The organism is Rhodococcus sp. GXMU-t2271 (assembly GCF_041414735.1).
GTDB classification, from domain to species: Bacteria; Actinomycetota; Actinomycetes; order Mycobacteriales; family Mycobacteriaceae; genus Rhodococcus; species Rhodococcus indonesiensis.
The window spans coordinates 1-504 of the sequence record NZ_JAUIZP010000112.1; the positions used below are offsets into that span (position 1 = coordinate 1).

A 504-nucleotide genomic window follows, 5' to 3' on the forward strand; every position below is an offset into this window, starting at 1 on the left:
TGAGGTTTTCTCAGTAACGGCCTGCATGCTCGAACTGGGTGAGTACGAGCGCTGCTTTGACGATGGATCCGATTCGTTTGGGGCACAGGGTGATCCTGTCGAGCGCCTTCCAGCGGGTGGTGAGCAACGCGGCGGCCCGTTCGCCGAGACACCGAAGTCCGGACAGCAACGTGTTGCGGCAGGCGGTGTCGGCGTCGAGGACGTTGCCGTCGGCAGGAACCTTCGTCGGGGTGTGAATACCGATGCCGGTGCCCTGGTAGCCCTTGTCCGCGAGGGCGGCAAGGCCCTGAGCCGCGGCGGCGTACAGGGCGCCTGTGACCCGGTGTTCGCGGGCGGCCGCCAGATCGTGGGTGTTGCCCGGCAGTGCGTCGGAGACCCACAGCGGAAATCCGTCCGCAGTAGCCACGAACTGGACGTTCGCGCCGAATCTGCGGTGCTTGCCCGAGTACCACAGGTGGATCGGGGTGCCCCTGGCACCGACGGTGGTCTCGGCGACCCGGTCGC

At 67.1% G+C, this 504-nt stretch carries 1 protein-coding gene; it reads right to left on the minus strand.

The features are described 5' to 3' along the window. Window positions 1-10: 10 nt before the first annotated feature. Window positions 11-504 (minus strand): transposase family protein (locus QYS60_RS25770; RefSeq protein ID WP_371384669.1); only part of this gene is annotated, 494 nt, incomplete at its 5' end.